Source organism: Pseudoalteromonas aquimarina, assembly GCF_049257255.1.
GTDB lineage: Bacteria > Pseudomonadota > Gammaproteobacteria > Enterobacterales > Alteromonadaceae > Pseudoalteromonas.
The window spans coordinates 109,302-123,586 of the sequence record NZ_JBMMUG010000007.1 but is presented as its reverse complement, the minus strand read 5'-3'; the positions used below and the strand labels follow the sequence as shown (position 1 = coordinate 123,586).

General features: G+C 36.7%; 12 protein-coding genes. 6 read left to right on the top strand and 6 right to left on the bottom strand.

Going from position 1 to position 14,285, the window contains the following annotated elements:
- The first annotated feature begins 67 nt into the window (after positions 1–67).
- On the top strand, positions 68–1,453 hold the full coding sequence (locus tag AAEU29_RS17360; RefSeq protein WP_421974485.1) for an aspartate ammonia-lyase: 1,386 nt from the start codon (positions 68–70) through the stop codon (positions 1,451–1,453).
- On the opposite strand, the gene soxR is transcribed toward AAEU29_RS17360, so the two are convergent.
- Entirely contained in the window at positions 1,450–1,896 is a 447-nt protein-coding gene (soxR, locus tag AAEU29_RS17355; RefSeq protein ID WP_421974484.1) for a redox-sensitive transcriptional activator SoxR, read from the bottom strand. The genes AAEU29_RS17360 and soxR overlap by 4 nt on opposite strands.
- Positions 1,897–2,389: 493 nt before the next feature.
- On the opposite strand from soxR, the gene AAEU29_RS17350 reads away from it, so the two are divergent.
- Both AAEU29_RS17350 and AAEU29_RS17345 read left to right on the top strand, forming a co-directional pair.
- The gene (locus AAEU29_RS17350; RefSeq protein ID WP_421974483.1) at positions 2,390–3,763 is read left to right on the top strand and encodes a hypothetical protein; all 1,374 of its coding nucleotides are present in this window, start codon (positions 2,390–2,392) and stop codon (positions 3,761–3,763) included.
- Positions 3,764–3,891: 128 nt separating this feature from the next.
- Positions 3,892–5,091, top strand: a complete 1,200-nt coding sequence (locus AAEU29_RS17345) for an EAL and HDOD domain-containing protein (RefSeq protein ID WP_421974482.1) — start codon at positions 3,892–3,894, stop codon at positions 5,089–5,091.
- A gap of 226 nt (positions 5,092–5,317) precedes the next feature.
- Here the strand turns inward: AAEU29_RS17345 and AAEU29_RS17340 are convergent, their stop codons facing one another.
- The 3 genes from AAEU29_RS17340 to AAEU29_RS17330 form a co-directional block, all read right to left on the bottom strand.
- Complete coding sequence (locus tag AAEU29_RS17340; protein ID WP_421974481.1) at positions 5,318–7,891, bottom strand: TonB-dependent receptor plug domain-containing protein; 2,574 nt, start codon at positions 7,889–7,891, stop codon at positions 5,318–5,320.
- Positions 7,892–8,036: 145 nt separating this feature from the next.
- Positions 8,037–8,447, bottom strand: a complete 411-nt coding sequence (arfB, locus tag AAEU29_RS17335) for an alternative ribosome rescue aminoacyl-tRNA hydrolase ArfB (RefSeq protein WP_421974480.1) — start codon at positions 8,445–8,447, stop codon at positions 8,037–8,039.
- Between the two features lie 179 nt (positions 8,448–8,626).
- Positions 8,627–8,878, bottom strand: coding sequence for a DUF1294 domain-containing protein (locus tag AAEU29_RS17330; protein WP_421974479.1), 252 nt, complete (start codon positions 8,876–8,878; stop codon positions 8,627–8,629).
- Positions 8,879–9,173: 295 nt separating this feature from the next.
- On the opposite strand from AAEU29_RS17330, the gene AAEU29_RS17325 reads away from it, so the two are divergent.
- Positions 9,174–10,127 (top strand): SPM autocatalytic domain-containing protein, encoded by a 954-nt coding sequence (locus AAEU29_RS17325; protein WP_421974478.1) that lies wholly within the window; start codon positions 9,174–9,176, stop codon positions 10,125–10,127.
- A 244-nt stretch (positions 10,128–10,371) separates the two neighbouring features.
- Positions 10,372–11,688: an MATE family efflux transporter gene (locus AAEU29_RS17320; protein WP_421974477.1), complete on the top strand. Its 1,317-nt coding sequence runs from the start codon at positions 10,372–10,374 to the stop codon at positions 11,686–11,688.
- A 6-nt stretch (positions 11,689–11,694) separates the two neighbouring features.
- Here the strand turns inward: AAEU29_RS17320 and AAEU29_RS17315 are convergent, their stop codons facing one another.
- The gene (locus AAEU29_RS17315; RefSeq protein WP_421974476.1) at positions 11,695–12,336 is read right to left on the bottom strand and encodes a hypothetical protein; all 642 of its coding nucleotides are present in this window, start codon (positions 12,334–12,336) and stop codon (positions 11,695–11,697) included.
- Positions 12,337–12,487: 151 nt separating this feature from the next.
- Between AAEU29_RS17315 and AAEU29_RS17310 the strand changes: the two genes are divergently transcribed.
- Positions 12,488–13,180, top strand: coding sequence for a glutathione S-transferase family protein (locus tag AAEU29_RS17310; RefSeq protein WP_421974475.1), 693 nt, complete (start codon positions 12,488–12,490; stop codon positions 13,178–13,180).
- On the opposite strand, the gene AAEU29_RS17305 is transcribed toward AAEU29_RS17310, so the two are convergent.
- The gene (locus tag AAEU29_RS17305; protein WP_421974474.1) at positions 13,181–14,152 is read right to left on the bottom strand and encodes a DUF4382 domain-containing protein; all 972 of its coding nucleotides are present in this window, start codon (positions 14,150–14,152) and stop codon (positions 13,181–13,183) included. It abuts the gene before it with no gap.
- Positions 14,153–14,285 lie beyond the last annotated feature (133 nt).

The window sequence follows — 14,285 nt, the reverse complement described above, 5'->3', positions numbered from 1 at the left end:
GCATTAGTCACCGCATTTTAAGTTAGGTAACCTTGCCCGCACTCTCACCAAGGTAAAAGACATAAAAATGCGTATTGAAAAAGACTTACTCGGCACTATGACCATCGAAAATGATGTGTTTTATGGCATTCAAACTCAAAGGGCTATTGTTAATTTTCCACTAAGCACTAAGTTTTTAAGCCACTATCCATCAATTATTAAAAGCCTTGCTTATGTAAAAGCAGCCTGTGCACGTGCAAATAACCAGTTAGGTTTATTAAATAACGAGAAAACCAATGCAATTTGTGCATCATGTAGTGATCTCATCAACGATCAATACCATGAGTATTTTCCTGTAGGTATGATCCAAGGTGGTGCAGGTACCTCTTCAAATATGAACGCTAATGAAGTGATCGCTAATTTAGCATTAAAAAAGCTTGGATATAAACTTGGCGACTATCAACATATTCACCCAAATACTGATGTAAATATGTCTCAGTCCACTAATGATGTTTACCCAACAGCAATTAGACTGAGCGTATTATTAGAGCAACCAAAACTACTGTTAGCGCTTGAAAGCTTAATTAATAGCTTTACTGCAAAAGGCAATGAATTTTCGTCAATTTTAAAATTAGCACGTACCCAATTACAAGATGCGGTACCTATGACGTTAGGACAAGAATTTCATGGTTTTGCATCTACTTTAAAAGAAGATGTGAAGTTAATTAAGCAGTTGGGCAGTTTACTAAATAGCGTTAACCTTGGCGGTACTGCAGTTGGTACAGGCATTAACACGCATAAAGACTATGCAGAATTAGCGATTAAAGAACTCGCAAATTTAACAGATATTCCATTTGAAAAAGCAGAAGATTTAATTGAAGCTAGTTCTGATATGGGGGATTTTGTTATCTATTCTTCCGCACTGAAACGTTTAGCACTGAAACTCTCTAAAATTGCTAATGACCTAAGACTACTTAGCATGGGGCCGCGTGCAGGTATTAGTGAAATAAACCTACCAGCAAAGCAGCCAGGCAGTTCAATTATGCCAGGTAAAGTAAACCCTGTGATCCCTGAAGCGGTAAGCCAAGTTGCATATCAAGTGGTGGGTTTAGATTGTGCAATCAGTATGGCCGCTGAAGCAGGTCAATTACAATTAAATGCAATGGAGCCTTTGATTGCGTTAAACTTAATGGATGCAATTTCATTATTGACTAATGCATGTGATATGTTCGAACAGCATTGCGTGTCAGGCATCACGGCAAACCAACAAAGATGCAAAGATTTACTTGATAATAGCCTTGCTCTTGTAACCGCGCTTAACCCTTTTATTGGTTATGAAGCTGCAACAAAAATTGCAAAAGACGCACTACTTTCAGGCGCATCAGTTAAAGAACTTGTTATTCAACAAGGCATTTTAAACGAATTAGAACTTAGCAATATTTTAAAACCAGAAAAACTGACACAACCAGTTTAAACATCACTTCGCTCTAAAATGACTGCCCCAGCACCTTCTTGGTTTAGGCAGTCATCTTGATTATATAAGTGGCATCGCTCAAGCGATAAACAACCACAGCCAATACAGGCTGTTAGTGAGCTTTTAAGCTTTTCGATATAATTAATTTGTTGCGTTAACCTATCTCGCCAAGCTGTCGCTATATTTTCCCAATCTTTTGTTGTTGGGGTACGCTCATTTGGTAGTTGAGCAAGTATCGCTTTAATTTCGCCAAGACTGACACCAATCTTTTGGCCAGCCTTAATCAAAGCTATTCGTCTTAACACATCTGCTTTGTAGCGTCTTTGATTTCCAGCATTACGCCAACTTCTAATAAGGCCTTTCTCTTCGTAAAAATGTAACGTGCTTACATTTACACCTGCGCGTTTCGCTATAACACCAACAGATAAATTTGCTTCTGACATATTTAATCCAGCTTTGAACAACTCATGTTTATTGTGAAAAGTGTTTTAAAAAATGGCAAGTTATTAACCAAATGGCTTACTTGCACTTTTGAAGTTATTTGCTACACATAATGCCAAATGATTAGATTATACTAAATTCTACAATTCATATTACGAACAAAATTGTTTTGTAAAGGAAATAAAACATCACGTTTTTCATTCAACAACATACTCTAATAATTTAATTTGTAGTACCTAATTAGTAGCCATTAGTTATAAAACATTCATTTACATAAAAATATCGTATATAAAACCACTAACTAGTTCTAAATTCACTAATAAAACACATCACGAGTGTTGATCTTTTCTGGACAAAATTGCTATTGTTACAACATGCCGTTATTTTGCTTTGGATAGAGTGAAAGTCTGTAGACTTGAATTGAAAATAATACTTTATCACTAACGGCTTTAGGTTTAGTCCCCAAAACTATGTATGCTCTACAAGGATAGAGAAATGACAACAAATTACGCAAAAGTAAAAGAACTGTGCGATGAATTAGTACAAAACGGAAAACCTGTTTCCGTTGAAGTTGTTTTACAAGAATGTGAAGGCAGTACTGCAACAATTTTAGCTCATTACCAACGTTGGCGTAGTGAGTCGCAAGATACCCGCCAAGCAGCCGCTGATACAGGCTCTCTTAGTGACGAATACCTTGCTGCTTTCCATCGTGAAATTAAACGGTTTTCGAATACAATTAATCGTGATTTTGAAATTCAACTCGAGCGTGCAATTGAAGCTGAAAAGTTTGCTATTTTAAGCCTACAAAAAACGGAACAAATTACTGGCGAACTGAGTGAAAAAGTAAAACTTCTTGAAACACGCCTTGAAGAAGAAACTGCACAATTTAAGCAAACGATCGCTGAAGTTGAAGACAACGCTGACATTGAAATTGCATCATTAAAAGAGCATCAAGAAAAGCAACTGCAAGAACTTACCGAGTCTAAGAATCAAACAATTGAAGATATGCGAGTTGCCAATGAGAATACCATTGAACAACTAAAAGCAAATAATGCCGCAACAATTGCTGAGTTAAAAGAGTCGAGTGAACGTACAATAGCTGAGCTTAAACAAACAGGCGAAGCTAAGGTTAGTGAATTAACCGAAACTGTTGCTACACAAGTACAAACACTCGAAGCTGCTTTACAAGAGAAAGATTCGCAGATCCAAAGTCTTCTACAAGAAAAGAATTCTACGCTTTCACAACTTTCGCAACTAGAACAAACCGCGAATACGCATGCAGCAAAAGCGGAACAGCACACATCTGAAGTAGAAGACCTTCGTAAAGCCAAAGAAGCTATTCAAGCGCAGCTTAAACAGGCTGAACAAAACATTGAGTTGATGAAAAAGCAAAATCTTGAGCTTTCGCAACATAATCAAGATCAACAATCTGTTGTTAAAGGTGCTAAAGCCCAAATCGAAGAAATGCAAGCTCAGCTGGTTGAAGCTCAGAAAATCGCATCTAGCTTTGAGTCTGAAAAAGAAAACTTACTTAAACAAATGGACTTCGTTAAGAATAACTCAACGGCAACTATCCAACGTTTAACTCAGAATTCTGATCAGAACTTATCTAAAATTAGATTGCTAGAAGAAAAACTAGCTAGCGAGCAAAACAATGCATGGCGCTATGAAAATGAAAATGAAAAGCTTCTTGAGCAACTTGAGTTTATCAAGCAAAACTCTGCTACTACCGTAGAGCGTCTTACTCGTAGTGCTGAGAAAGCGATGGCTCGTGTACGTGACTTAGAACGTGAAGTGGACGATGCCAAACTTGAACTAGAGCAAGTACGCGCAAAAAATAATGTTGTGCCGCTTCAAGATCAAGCTTAATTCTACTATAAAGAAGGGTCTTATGACCCTTTTTTATTATTGCAATTTCGCAATATTCCACTACATTAATATATAAATAACTTCTATTAATCAATCATTTGAAAATATACACAGCTCGACAAGCAGTATTGAACCATAAGAAGAGACTTGTTGCCTACGAGCTTTTGTTCCGTAACAGTCGCGCCAACTCTTTTCCCGAAATTGATCCTGTTATTGCAACATCTAAACTGATTGCTGATAGCCAGTTTATAATTGGATTAAGGCGCCTAACATCCGGTAAAAAAGCACTTATCAAGTTTCACCACCAAGGTATCTTACAAAAGCAGCCTGAGCTTTTACCAAGTAACGATTTTATAGTTGAAGTGATGACTGACTTTATCCCTAATACTGAGGTATATGAGGCTTGTCGTAGCTTATTTCACAAAAACTATACCCTTGCATTAGATCCTTTCACACCACATTTTGATTGGCAGCCGTATTGTAATTTATGTCGTCTTGTTAAATTTGATATTAGCAGAACACCATTAAATACTGTGATAGCTGATATTCACAAGCTAAAACAACTTAAAAATATTAAGTTAATGGCGACTAAAATCGAGACACACGAAGACTTTGAGCTAGCAAAAGAACTTGGTTTTGATTATTTCCAAGGTTATTTTTTATGTAAGCCGCAGTTAATTGAACAGCCAGATATGGTGAGCCACGCGCAAACTGTGGTGCTGCTTTACACTGAGTTAGTAAAAGAAGAGCTAAATTACGATCGAATTGCAAACCTGGTTGAACAAGATGCTGCCCTTTGCTACAAATTAATGCGTTTTATTAATTCAGGCTTATTCCCAATTCGCGAAGAAATTAACTCAATAAAGCAAGGGTTAATTTACTTAGGTGAGCAAAACGCCAAACGCTTTTTAAATCTTGTTGTAACAGCACATTTCGCAAAAGACAAACCGCATGAACTTATTCGCATGTCTACTATTCGCGCAAAGTTTTGTGATGTTATTGCCCAAAAAGTTGCGCCGAGCCTTAAAAGTAAATCTTTCTTGGTGGGCTTATTTTCGCTTTTAGATGCAATATTTGACCGCTCTATGGAAGTTATCTTAAAACAGCTTCCTTTAGGTAAAGACATCACTGATGCTTTGATTGGGCAAGATAATATTAATCGTAATATTCTAGAGCTTGTTTTAAGTTATGAATCAGGCGAGTGGCAGAAAATTGAAGCACAATGTAACAAATTAAAATTAGATCAAGCAGACCTTCCTGCGTTTTATTTTGAGGCAATAAAATGGAGCGATATTCTTTATAACTGCACACAAGATAGCCCTCTTTAATTAGCCCTTTTAAATAGGTTATTTGCTGAATTTCCCCTGTTTGCCTATATCCATTTGACATTTTAGATGGCTATTTTGACATCTTCGTCTTCATTTCCTGATGTTTTCAATTAGTCACCGATTAAACTAAATTTCGAATTACATATTCTGTTTGTCCAAAAATATAAACTAACTAATATAAAAAAAGCCCAGACATCTGGGCTTTTGCGTTGTTATATAACTTCTTTTAGAATAAGTAGCTTAATTTAACGTAGTAGAATCCGCCGTTATAATCGTACGGACCACTTTCGTAGTATTGTGCACCAAGTACGCCATAAGATTCTGAAGGAAGTTTTTGTGCTTCTTGATCGAAAATATTATTTGCACCGATTGCACCTTTAAAGCTTTCTGTGAAGAAATAGCTTACCTCAGCGTCAAAAGTAAATGCCGAATCTGCAATTTCATTCCAACAACCGTCTAAGCAATCATCATCAGCATGCACTGCAAAGTATTCGCCAAAGTAATTTGCGCGAACAAACATGCTAATATCATCCCAATTTTGAGTAATTGTGAATGTTGCACGGTGCTGTGGCATACCTTCTTCTAAACGCTTAACTTTACCGTCACTTGTTGTAGCTGGATTAAACGAATCAACCGTTGTTTCATTCCAGTTGTATGCTAGGGCAAATTTAGTTGCACCATTCATTAAATCTGCAGAATAGTTAGCAACTACATCAAGACCTTTAGTTGTTGTATCAAAATCATTAGCAAAATACGTTACCGCAGAGATAAGTTCTGGGTTTTGTACGCCTAAAGATTTAAGTTCTTCATAATCAGACTCAAGTACATCAATCTGGCTAGATTGTGCAATACGGTCAGTTACTTCGATATTGTAGTAATCCACTGTTAAGAAGAAGTCTTCATATTCATAGACTGTACCAAGAGCATAACTTGTAGACTCTTCTGGTGTTAATTCTTTACCACCATAGAATGCTGATAAAGGGTCTGTTGGTGGCGCCAAGAAGCTCTGAATAAGCTCACCATTAACTAATGATGTTGCAGTATTTACAACATTTGCTTGACCAACTGTAGGCGCTCTAAAGCCCGTACTTGTTGAACCACGGATTTGCCAATCATCAGAAATTGCATATTGTAACGTTAGTTTGTAGTTAGCTGTATCACCGAAAGTATTGTAGTCTTCGTAGCGAAGTGCAGCACCAACTAATAAACTCTCAGTTAAATAGGCTTCAGCATCAACATATGCTGCCCAGTTACGGCGAGTATTTGTGCCTTGCGACTCAGGTCCAAACCCTTTAAAACCATGAGAACCGATGTTAAATCCTTGATCCGCATAAGGGCCTGCTTTCCAAGAAGCTTCCTCACCAGAAACAATTTCAAACGATTCTTCTCTAAATTCAAAACCACCAGCAAGGTTTAATGGCTCATCCAAACCGATTTCAATAGATTTAACCAAATCAAAATTGAACGTTTTTTCTAATTGGATGTATTTACCTGTATCGAAATCAACTGGAGTTTCTAAACCAAGCGATGGATTCAGTGTGTTGTATAAATAGAAGTCTGACGCGTTACGACCAACAGAACCGCTTAAATCAAAATATACTTCGTCAAGCCAACCGCCTTTAAACTCCCCTTCAACACCCATTGTTAAAGAAGTATCTACAATTGTACCTGCAAACTGCGGTGTATAACCGCCTGGGAAAATCATGTTCATTGAAAAACAGTTTGGATCGGCAACCATGTCTTTATATGCTTGTGTTTCAAGCACATTTGGTACATTTGCTGGTACTACAGCACACGTTCTTGGAGCACCATTTGCCTGACCAACATCACCCACTAACAGTGTTTCACCACCATCGATAGAATATACATTGCCACGGTTATGTGGGTTACGGTAGTAGAAGCCACCAATTGCATCACGTTCAGAATAGTTACCAAACATGTAGAATTGCTTATCATTACCTAAATCAAGACCGACATTACCAAAAATAGTTAAATCGTCTTTAATTTCTGGATTACCCCAAACTTGAGCAGGGTTATTAATATATGAGTTACCCGCTGCTGCAAGGCCTGCTGCATCTGGGCGCTGCACTGAGCGGCTTGTAGCATCCGCATTCTTTAATGCAAAAGATAAATTAGCAAAGCCATCATCTGTAAATGGTAAGCCTACATTACCTTCGATAGTAGTAGTATCACCGTCACCTTCAAAATACTCACCATATTTTACTGAAACACTACCGCCTTCAGATGCATCTTTAAGTACAAAGTTCATAACACCTGCAATAGCATCCGAACCGTACTGTGCTGCCGCACCATCACGAAGTACTTCAACTTGCTTTAAGGCAATACTTGGAATTACCGAAACGTCTGGACCTTGTGCACCATCATTAACACCACCACCTTGGAAAGCAATTACAGACGCACGGTGTCTGCGTTTACCATTTACAAGCACTAAAGTACTGTCAGAAGATAAACCACGTAAGTTTACTGGGCGAATAAGCGTAGCAGCATCACTAATTGGTTGCTGACGAACATTAAATGAAGGCACTTGGCTTACAAGCAGTTCTAGCATATCTGAAGAACCATGCTTTTCTAAGTCATCACCACCAATAATATCAATTGGTACTGGTGAATCGCTGATAGAACGTGGAGCTGAACGAGTACCTACAACGGCAATTTTTTCAACGTCTTTCTTTTCTTCTGCGGCAGGTGTTTCCTCCGCAGCGACAGAATATGACATTGCTGAAGCGAGAGTTGATGAGCAGGCAAGTAATATTGCCTTGCGTAGCGCGTTAATTTTCATAATTTCCCTAGCATTTGTATAGTTAATTATTGTAAACATGAACTTAACATGTTGTTTACAATAAATAGACTATATTGGGGAAATTTCAAGTAAAAAGTCGATTTTTTACGTTTGTTAGTTGTTTTTTTAACCAGAACATCCCTTTTTACACAATTTTCCCTCGCATTGCCTTTGTCTGACTGTGTTTCTTTTTACTGTCTAAACGCTTTCTTTGTGAACTTTTTGTTGGTTTCGTTGGACGTCTTTTTTTCTGCACAACCATTGCGTTTGTTATCAGTAATTTCAATCGCTCAAGCGCATCTTGTTTGTTTTGTTCTTGAGTTCGAAACGTCTGTGATTTAATGACGATTACGCCATCATTTGTGATTCTACTGTCGTTTAGAGACAATAATTTTTCTTTATATATTTGCGGTAATGCACTGTGCTTAATGTCAAATCTCAAGTGGATTGCAGAAGAAACTTTATTGACATTCTGACCACCACTTCCTTGGGCACGAATAGCTGTTAGTTCAATTTCCCAATCAGAAATTGAAACAGTGTTAGAAATTTGTAACATACATTTGTTCCGTACGTCATTTAGTAACCGTTAGTATAACAAACCTAACAATTCTTCTAATAGCTTCGATTTTTAACCTTAATAACAAGTGGTTACGAGTGATGTTTTTTAACTTTAACACTCATACCTGCCGTTAAAATTCATACATCTTAACATTGTGTTATGTGCGTTTTGTTAAGCTAGTTTTTCAAAATATGTGGGTAAATTAGGTAAGATATTAAACAGATCAGATTCACTACAATAGAAATATAAAGATACTTTTTAAAAGGTTGTTTAACGGTTTTATGGCGGAACACATGTTGCCCAATCATAGCCCCAGGCCACCCGCCTAATACACTATAAATATGTAAAGTGCTTTCAGGTACACGAACTTTATCATGCTTAGCTTTGTATTTATCAATGCCATACACAATAAATGTAAATACGCTCATAACACAATAAAGTGCCACAAATTGGCTCGCTATGAAATTTAAAAAGTACAATACAATCAAAACGATTGAAAAGAAGAATACGAGTAACATATAGCTAAACACAGTTTAATTAACAGCTCAAAAACAGTTAGCATGCTACATTAAAAGCGTGAATTTAGAGAACACTGTTTTCAAATCTAGTTTTAAGAAATTCACAATATTTAACTTAAAAAATCGCTTCTAAACTTTATAACTGCTCAATTATCAAACAGCCCTGCCGATAATTTGTTATGTACCCGTTTAAGTTGGTTTTGTTATGAAAATTGAAATCTCAGCGGTAACACTTGAAAATCATCATATGAGTGAGTTTGTAAAAACACGGATTGAAACGCCAATAGAGCCCCCTATTCAAGGACAAAGGCCATCGCAAGCAAACAGTGTTGAAGAACAAAATTCCACACTTGAGATGAAAGATAATGCAAAGGTAATGATCCTTAAGCTGTTAGTGCAAAAACTGGCAGGCAAAGACATAGAATGGTTTGATCAGGTTGAATTTACTGCAGCCAATTCAGCTGCTAAAACACCACCAACGACTCCAAATGACGATGCACAACAAGGGCCTATTCAAGTGATTGTTGAAGAGCTTCACCATGAACACCAAGCTAACTCGCTTAAAATGGCGGGAAAAATCACAACGGCTGCAGGTCGCGATATTAGCTTTGAATTTAAGCTTAATTTTGAGCAAAGCTTTACCGAATATCAACGCTCAATTGAAACCATCAATATGAAAGATCCGCTTATTATTAGCTTTACTAGTAAACCGGTTGAACTTGGCGAAAGCACGCATCAATTTGATATTGATGCTGATGGCAACAAAGACACTTTAACCCAACTTGGAAAAGGCTATGGTTATCTCGCATTTGATCGCAATAACAATGGCAAAATTGATGACGGACAAGAATTGTTTGGCGCATTGAGTGGTAATGGCTTTGCTGATCTTTCGCTATACGATGAAGATGGTAACGGCTTTATTGATGAAAATGACGTAATCTTTGATTCGTTAAAAATATGGATAAAAAATAGCGACGAGGATAAGTTGGTTTCTTTAGACGATGCAAATATTGGGGCTATCGCAACACAAAGTGTTAATTCACCCTTAAATATTCGTAATGATAATGGTGAATTAAAAGGGGCAATTCGACAATCTGGTTATTATATTAATAATGATGGTAATGCAGGCCTTATTCAACAAATTGATTTTGTAGTTTAATGTCTACAAAAGATAGTACAATTATGCTTAGCAGAAGCGGTTTATAACCCGTATGTGTTGTGTGTATTTTTTTATTCTATCAGAGACATAAACGCTTACATTCTGTACACATATTCACGTATTTATTCTTGTATGCTGCATTTATTTATAAGATTTAAATATCAGCATAATGCAACCAACGAGTCTTCATCCATATTTGGTCAGCTCCCCCTGGCGAGCAATTGTTAATTCAAGCTCTTTATTAATGCCAGCAATTTTTATGCTGTTGCTATTTGATGTTCTCGAATCAAGTCTGATTGCATCACACAGTGATAATAGCTTATCACTATTTGGTTATTTTTTGCCGCTTGTTATTTCTATGAATGCGGTAGCAATAGCCATTGCTGTTCGCTCAAATATGATTTTGGTTAAAGAGCAGCAGCATCAAAAATCATTTATTCCAACGCTCTTTATATTTACACTTTTTGTAACCAGCATTTTATTAGTTACCTTGTATTTTGGCCAAGATTATTACAGCGAACTAGTCAATTTAAATGCATGGTTGTCACAGTTCAACAAAGGCGAATTAGCCCATTATCAAAGTGAAATAGCTCTCTTTTACGAATACAAAATTGCTTCATTTTTACCACTGGTTTTGGTTTGGCAAAGTAGCAGTGTAATGCGTGCTTTAGGCTGGTGTCATTTCTCTGCTATGTATTTACTCGCTTGGATGGCAAGCAAAACCTTGCTTTTGTTAATAATTATCGATAATCAAAGTCCGACTTTAATTTCAGATCTTGCACAGCTACATTTTGTTGTGGATAGTTGCTTTGCGCTTGCTGCTATGCTTATTTTTATTGTTTACAAGCGTATCGACTTTAAAATTATTTGTCTCAAAACCTTGTTTAGCGATAAACGGCTATCATTACTTTTGACCTTACAGCAACTCGCTCCTGCTCTTTCATTATTTATTCTCACCATTTTTTTAAGCCGTATTGGCACAGAGTATGTAGGTGCATTTGCCATTATTTTCCGTTTAGAAATGTTACTGTTAGTTTTACCTATGGTTTTTACTGCAGCATTACCTGCTGTCATCGGCATTAACTATTGGGCGAAACAGGTTAAACGTTGTAAAAAAATAATCAGCCATGTCTTAATTTCACTGGTAGTAATTCAATCCCTCATTGGCATTTTACTGCTGGTATTCAAAAGCGATGTTTTATTCTTTTTGTGTCCCGATTGTGAACAAAAACGAGTTATTTTGAACTACTTAAGTTATGTGCCATTTACTTACATCTTTTTAGCCATAGCGCTTTTAGCACCCTCTTGTCTAAATGCGATTGGTTATGTATTTGATGCAAGTAAAGTTATTGTGATCCATCGTTTAGTGCTTGTGCCGCTACTAGGCTTGAGTGGTGTCTATTTTGCTGGAAGCCAAGGGCTATTTATCGGTTTAAGTTTGGCTCATGCTTTTGTTGGTTTATATGTTTTATACAGATATAAAAAACAAGAAAATATTGGTTTGAGAGAACACAATCAAAATGATATTAGAGCTATCAAACAAGGCTCAGCGATTAATTAAAACGCCTTATAAAAGGCGCTTTTTTTCTTCTTTAAATTGAGTGTTCAATTCATCTATAAGCGCCAGCAGTACCTCTTGATCATCTTCACTTAATGCCAGTTTTGTTTGCAATCTTGAATCAAAAGGACTTTCAGCCACACTGGCTAAATGCGTTAAATACGCATCAGTATGCTGGATCATACTAAGTACTTTGCCTTGAATATTAAAAATACACAGCGCTAGTTCATTTGAAGCCAGTAATTCTAGCTGTTTCACGGCTAAACTTATTTTCAATCGGTCATTCGCAACTACTTGTCGTTTTTCGCTAATAAGCTGAAGCAATTGCTTTTTTAATTGTGCTTCTTTTTTAGGGTTATTTAATTCCACTACCGCATTAATGTCTTCTAAGAATACTTTTGAGGCATTATCAAGTTCATCGGCAATCACAGATTTATGACGATAAATCATTTCGCCTAACAAACTCTGAAATACAATCAGCTGAGACGCTGTCATCTCAAATAATTTCAAATGCGCTTCATTTCCGCTTTTAACCTGATATGAGGAACTTCGTGATATTCGCTCTTTGTAGAAAATGATTGCGATTAATACAATCAAGGCGCACAGTACAAATTGTGGATTACTTTCAACTAATGAGAGGATTTCTGACATAGTGTTATTTGTTCTATTTCTATATTTCTTTAGCTATCGGACACTTGCATACAAACACAGATAAACTTATTTTTATTTAGGCAAGTTAGGCTACTGACACTCGCTGACAAAACTACAGCGTATTATGTGCAAAAACAACAGGGACAGTAAAATGATTACAATATATGAATTTCCACCTGCTTTTGGACTCACCAATGCGAGTCCATTTGCACTAAAACTACAAGCATATTGCAAACTTGCCAACATCGATTATCAAGTTAAATATCGCATTGATTCAGGAAAAATGCCAAAAAAGAAGTTTCCTGTTGCCATAATTAACAATGAAATGGTTGCCGATTCAAACATTATTCTGGCAACCCTTGAACAAAATGCCAACCTTGATGCTGATCTCTCTAAAGAACAACATGCAATTGGGTATCTAATTAAAGAATTAGTAGAAGAGAAGCTATATTGGAGCTTAGTGTTTAGTCGATGGGTTGACGATGAATTTTGGCCATTAACTAAGCAGGAAATATTCTCAGAAATGCCAGCATTGTTAAAATTATTTGTTCCTAACTTGGTACGAAAGAACTTAATTAAAAGTATTTATGCCCAAGGCTTAGGCCGTCATAGCAAAACACAAATCTATGACTTTGCCATAGAAGCTATTGAACATTTGGCCAGTTTATTGGGTAATAAACCATATTTTGTAACAGAGCGAATGACACAATACGACGCAGCCGCTTATGCAACACTTACCAATTTGCTAAATGGAAAACTGAGTACGCCAATAAAAACAGCGATTGAAAACAAACCTAACCTTGTTGCTTATATTAATCGCTGTCATTTAGCTTGTGGTGTTTAACTAGAAATTAGCTTCACTTGTATTTCCTGATGTCACTGTAATAAATTTACTTTGACCTTCTGGTGATGGGATAACCAAACCATCAAATTGGATATTGTCATCTACTAAATCATCACAGCGTAACGCCACCATGTAATCACCCGCTGCGACAAAACCAAACTCATAGCTACCCTCAGTTGATACAACGGTTGATGCAAGAGGCGCAGTTGCAGTTGGCACTTCCCCTGTGAAAGCTTCATCTTCACTATCAAACAAATCACCAAACTCAGTAGTATCACCCGGGTACATATACACTGTACATGTGCCTAAATTAAGATTTTCAGATGAAATAGTGCCAGCAATAGTACCCGAACTACCCACAACCTTAATCCCATGTGGTTTTAAAATAAAACCATTTTTAGCTGGGTTATTGCCACGCTGCACCAGAGATGTTCTTAAATCAAATTCAATGGTGTAAGATGGGGTATCATCGACTTGCACTAAACTTGCGTCAACCGCAAACTCACCTAGGCGTAAACGCGAGCTAGGCACTTTAATTGCGTATAATGTTGCGTCATTATCAAGCTCAACATAAGAGCCTGCATCAATAATCACTAGTTCTAATTGATAGTTACCTTCGTCAAGTACAATACCAGCCAGCTCATCAATAATTTTCTTTTGATCTGCACCTTGATAATCAAGTAAGTTAGTGACTACCGAAGATGCTGTAGAGCCATCTTCCATAACAAACTCTTCAACTAAAATTTCTTCTGCTGCATCACCAGAATCATTTAATTTAATAATTTTAATCGTATCTATTTCAAGCACTACTGCAATTGCATCGTCAACAGGTGCATCGCTCAGTCCTAATGAAAATTTTGCTTGTTCAACACCTATCACAGGTGGCACAACAACCTCATTATCATTTGAAGAAGAACTTCCACCACAAGCCGAAATTAAAAGTGTCAGTAAGATTACTAGATAGGTTTTCATAATTGTCATCACATTAAAATTTACCAATATTATAGTAGGTGATTACTGATAAATTGATACGAAAATATTAGTACTTTAGCAGTTATTAGAAGAATACTTGACCAACCAAGTATTATTTAGCTGTGTATTTATA

What these genes read in the sequence shown, in the direction of transcription:
- soxR (WP_421974484.1), bottom strand. Translation starts at nt 1,896, where the DNA reads ATGTCAGAAGCAAATTTATCTGTTGGTGTTATAGCGAAACGCGCAGGT.
- AAEU29_RS17340 (WP_421974481.1), bottom strand. Translation starts at nt 7,891, where the DNA reads ATGAAAATTAACGCGCTACGCAAGGCAATATTACTTGCCTGCTCATCA.
- AAEU29_RS17325 (WP_421974478.1), top strand. Translation starts at nt 9,174, where the DNA reads ATGAAAATTGAAATCTCAGCGGTAACACTTGAAAATCATCATATGAGT.
- arfB (WP_421974480.1), bottom strand. Translation starts at nt 8,447, where the DNA reads ATGTTACAAATTTCTAACACTGTTTCAATTTCTGATTGGGAAATTGAA.
- AAEU29_RS17350 (WP_421974483.1), top strand. Translation starts at nt 2,390, where the DNA reads ATGACAACAAATTACGCAAAAGTAAAAGAACTGTGCGATGAATTAGTA.
- AAEU29_RS17305 (WP_421974474.1), bottom strand. Translation starts at nt 14,152, where the DNA reads ATGAAAACCTATCTAGTAATCTTACTGACACTTTTAATTTCGGCTTGT.
- AAEU29_RS17320 (WP_421974477.1), top strand. Translation starts at nt 10,372, where the DNA reads ATGCCAGCAATTTTTATGCTGTTGCTATTTGATGTTCTCGAATCAAGT.
- AAEU29_RS17360 (WP_421974485.1), top strand. Translation starts at nt 68, where the DNA reads ATGCGTATTGAAAAAGACTTACTCGGCACTATGACCATCGAAAATGAT.
- AAEU29_RS17315 (WP_421974476.1), bottom strand. Translation starts at nt 12,336, where the DNA reads ATGTCAGAAATCCTCTCATTAGTTGAAAGTAATCCACAATTTGTACTG.
- AAEU29_RS17330 (WP_421974479.1), bottom strand. Translation starts at nt 8,878, where the DNA reads ATGAGCGTATTTACATTTATTGTGTATGGCATTGATAAATACAAAGCT.
- AAEU29_RS17310 (WP_421974475.1), top strand. Translation starts at nt 12,488, where the DNA reads ATGATTACAATATATGAATTTCCACCTGCTTTTGGACTCACCAATGCG.